The sequence below is a fragment of the Nitrospira sp. T9 genome, assembly GCF_052156535.1.
Classification (GTDB): Bacteria; Nitrospirota; Nitrospiria; order Nitrospirales; family UBA8639; genus Nitrospira_E.
On record NZ_JBQKUP010000040.1, the window covers coordinates 1 to 2,308 of the forward strand.

Genomic DNA, 2,308 nt, shown 5'->3' on the forward strand with positions numbered 1-2,308 from the left:
TAGCCGCCGGTGAGGTTGAAGACATGGGTGAAGCCATGCTGGAGGAGAATGCGTGCCGCGAGATACCCGCGTAATCCGACACGACAATAGACGACCGTTTCCTGAGGGGGATCCAGTTGCTGAAGATGGTCTCTCAGCTCAACAATATGGAATGAGGCGGTGCTGTGGGTCGAGGTGTGAGCCGTGCAATACGGAGTATCCTGATTTAGGGAGTTTAGGAGGAACGTAGTGTAAAGGCGGTCTAAGTAAGCTAATGATGGAGAGGAAATTCGTGCATCGCTAAAATTTTTACGTCTAGATCTCTACTCCGCATGGATAGGGAGTCACCCGAGAGGGAGGACAGAATGATGGGCGATGATCGTGAAACATAAGCTGTTCGGCCAGAATGGGTAGTCGGGTTTCATGATTGGTTTTGTTGGCTGGACTCCCAAAATTCAGACTGTTAGGATCGGCCCTTATGAAAAAAACATCTCCAAAAATGCCTGCTATCTGTGATGAAACCTCACCCCAAGGATCCGATCGAGATACGGGAAAAACCATTGACGTCTATTTTTCTGCTGATGTTGAGACGGACGGTCCCATACCTGGTCCCTATTCTCTTCTTTCGTTCGCCCTGGTCTATGCTGGTCGTTTTGATGGCCATAAATTCGAATCGCCTGAAAATCTCAATCAATCCTTCTATCGTGAGATAAAGCCAATTTCTGATTCCTTCGAGTTGGAGGCGTTACGTGTAAATCAGCTTGATCGTGATCGTCTTTGTCGCGAAGGGAAGGACCCCGTAGATGCCATGACTGAGGCTAGTCGATGGGTTCGAGAAATTGCGGGTCCCTACAGACCAATATTGGTTGCCTACCCATTAAGTTTCGATTGGACCTGGCTATATTGGTATTTTATCCGCTTTTCTTCTGAAGGTTCGCCCTTCAACCATTCAGGTTGTTTTGACATAAAAACTGCCTATGCAGTCAAGGCCAGGATTCCGGTGGCAGCGTCCGGCCGGTCAAATCTTGAAAGCTGGCTTCGGCCCCACCATGAACACTCCCACCATGCGTTAGAAGATGCAATTGAGCAGGCAGAGATTTTTGCAAACTTGTTCAGGTGGGAGAGCAAACCTGATGGACTTTCTCCAAAATCGGCGCGAAACCGCTAATTCTCGCCTTCATCAACTCAAAAATGAACTGACAAAGGCTAGAAAGCTTGCCGAAGGGAAGGCCTGTGTCTACCTAATAGGGTCATACGGTCGTGGAGAGGCCAGTTTACATAGTGATCTAGATCTGTTCATCGTCGGGGGTGGAATTAAAGAAGAACGTGATCTGAAGAATCTTGAAGAAATCTTAATTAAAGCTGATTTAATAGAGGCTACCAGAAAACTAGATTTTCCAGAATTCTCCGGCGACGGTGAGTATCTCAAACATTATACTGTGGATGACCTTGTCGAAACGCTAGGCACACGTGATGACGATAAGGCAAACACCTTCACAGCGCGGCTCCTTCTGCTGCTGGAGAGCTTGCCGCTTTTAGAAGATACAATCTACTCAAATGTAATTTCTAAGGTTATTGAGGCCTATTGGGAAGACTACGAGGATCATGGATCTGAGTTCGTCCCTGCGTTTCTTGTAAATGATATTTTACGCCTTTGGAGAACTTTTTGTGTGAATTACGAGGCGGGAACTAAAAATGAAAACGAAACACTGGAGCAGAAAGCGAAACGGAAGCTCAAGAATTACAAGCTTAAACACAGCAGGCTTTTAACCTGCTATTCTGGTCTTCTGTACCTCATGGCAGTTATAGCTGAACAAGGCACGGTTAGGCCAGATAATGTGAAGCATATGGTTTCCCTTTCTCCCACGAAACGTCTTGAATGGTTAAAGGGCCAGGCCAAGTTTGTTAATCAGTCAAATCGTGTAGATACAATTCTTTCCCTGTATGAAAAATTTTTGAAGAAGACAGATGCTCCTAAGAAGAATTTAATCGAAATGTTCCAGGACCGTATAGAAAGTGGGCAAGCTCTTCAAGAAGCCAGGGAGTTTGGCGATCAGGTATATGATCTACTTTGTTTTATAGGTAAGGACAACAAGGTTTTTCGATTTCTTGTAGTCTAGCAAGAAAACCTCAAGGTTTTTGTCTTTAGGTCTATTCAGGATTTAAGTTTTCTATTTGTGAAGGGAAGCTTAAATAGCCGCCGGTGAGGTTGAAGACATGGGTGAAGCCATGCTGGAGGAGAATGCGTGCCGCGAGATACCCGCGTAATCCGACACGACAATAGACGACCGTTTCCTGAGGGGGATCCAGTTGCTGAAGATGGTCTCTC

At 45.9% G+C, this 2,308-nt stretch carries 4 protein-coding genes; 2 read left to right on the top strand and 2 right to left on the bottom strand.

What is annotated here, in order from left to right:
- Nucleotides 1–269: rhodanese-like domain-containing protein (locus ACTRXD_RS16875; RefSeq protein ID WP_442432955.1), on the bottom strand; the 269-nt coding region annotated here is incomplete at its 3' end.
- A 188-nt stretch (nt 270–457) separates the two neighbouring features.
- On the opposite strand from ACTRXD_RS16875, the gene ACTRXD_RS16880 reads away from it, so the two are divergent.
- Nucleotides 458–1,147: a 3'-5' exonuclease gene (locus ACTRXD_RS16880; RefSeq protein WP_442432953.1), complete on the top strand. Its 690-nt coding sequence runs from the start codon at nt 458–460 to the stop codon at nt 1,145–1,147.
- On the top strand, nt 1,113–2,099 hold the full coding sequence (locus ACTRXD_RS16885) for a nucleotidyltransferase family protein (RefSeq protein WP_442432954.1): 987 nt from the start codon (nt 1,113–1,115) through the stop codon (nt 2,097–2,099). The genes ACTRXD_RS16880 and ACTRXD_RS16885 overlap by 35 nt, the downstream gene beginning before the upstream one ends.
- Nucleotides 2,100–2,130: 31 nt before the next feature.
- Here the strand turns inward: ACTRXD_RS16885 and ACTRXD_RS16890 are convergent, their stop codons facing one another.
- A complete protein-coding gene (locus ACTRXD_RS16890; protein WP_442432956.1) occupies nt 2,131–2,289 on the bottom strand; it encodes a rhodanese-like domain-containing protein in 159 nt (52 codons plus the stop codon).
- Nucleotides 2,290–2,308: the final 19 nt, after the last annotated feature.

What these genes read in the sequence shown, in the direction of transcription:
- ACTRXD_RS16885 (WP_442432954.1), top strand. Translation starts at nt 1,113, where the DNA reads ATGGACTTTCTCCAAAATCGGCGCGAAACCGCTAATTCTCGCCTTCAT.
- ACTRXD_RS16880 (WP_442432953.1), top strand. Translation starts at nt 458, where the DNA reads ATGAAAAAAACATCTCCAAAAATGCCTGCTATCTGTGATGAAACCTCA.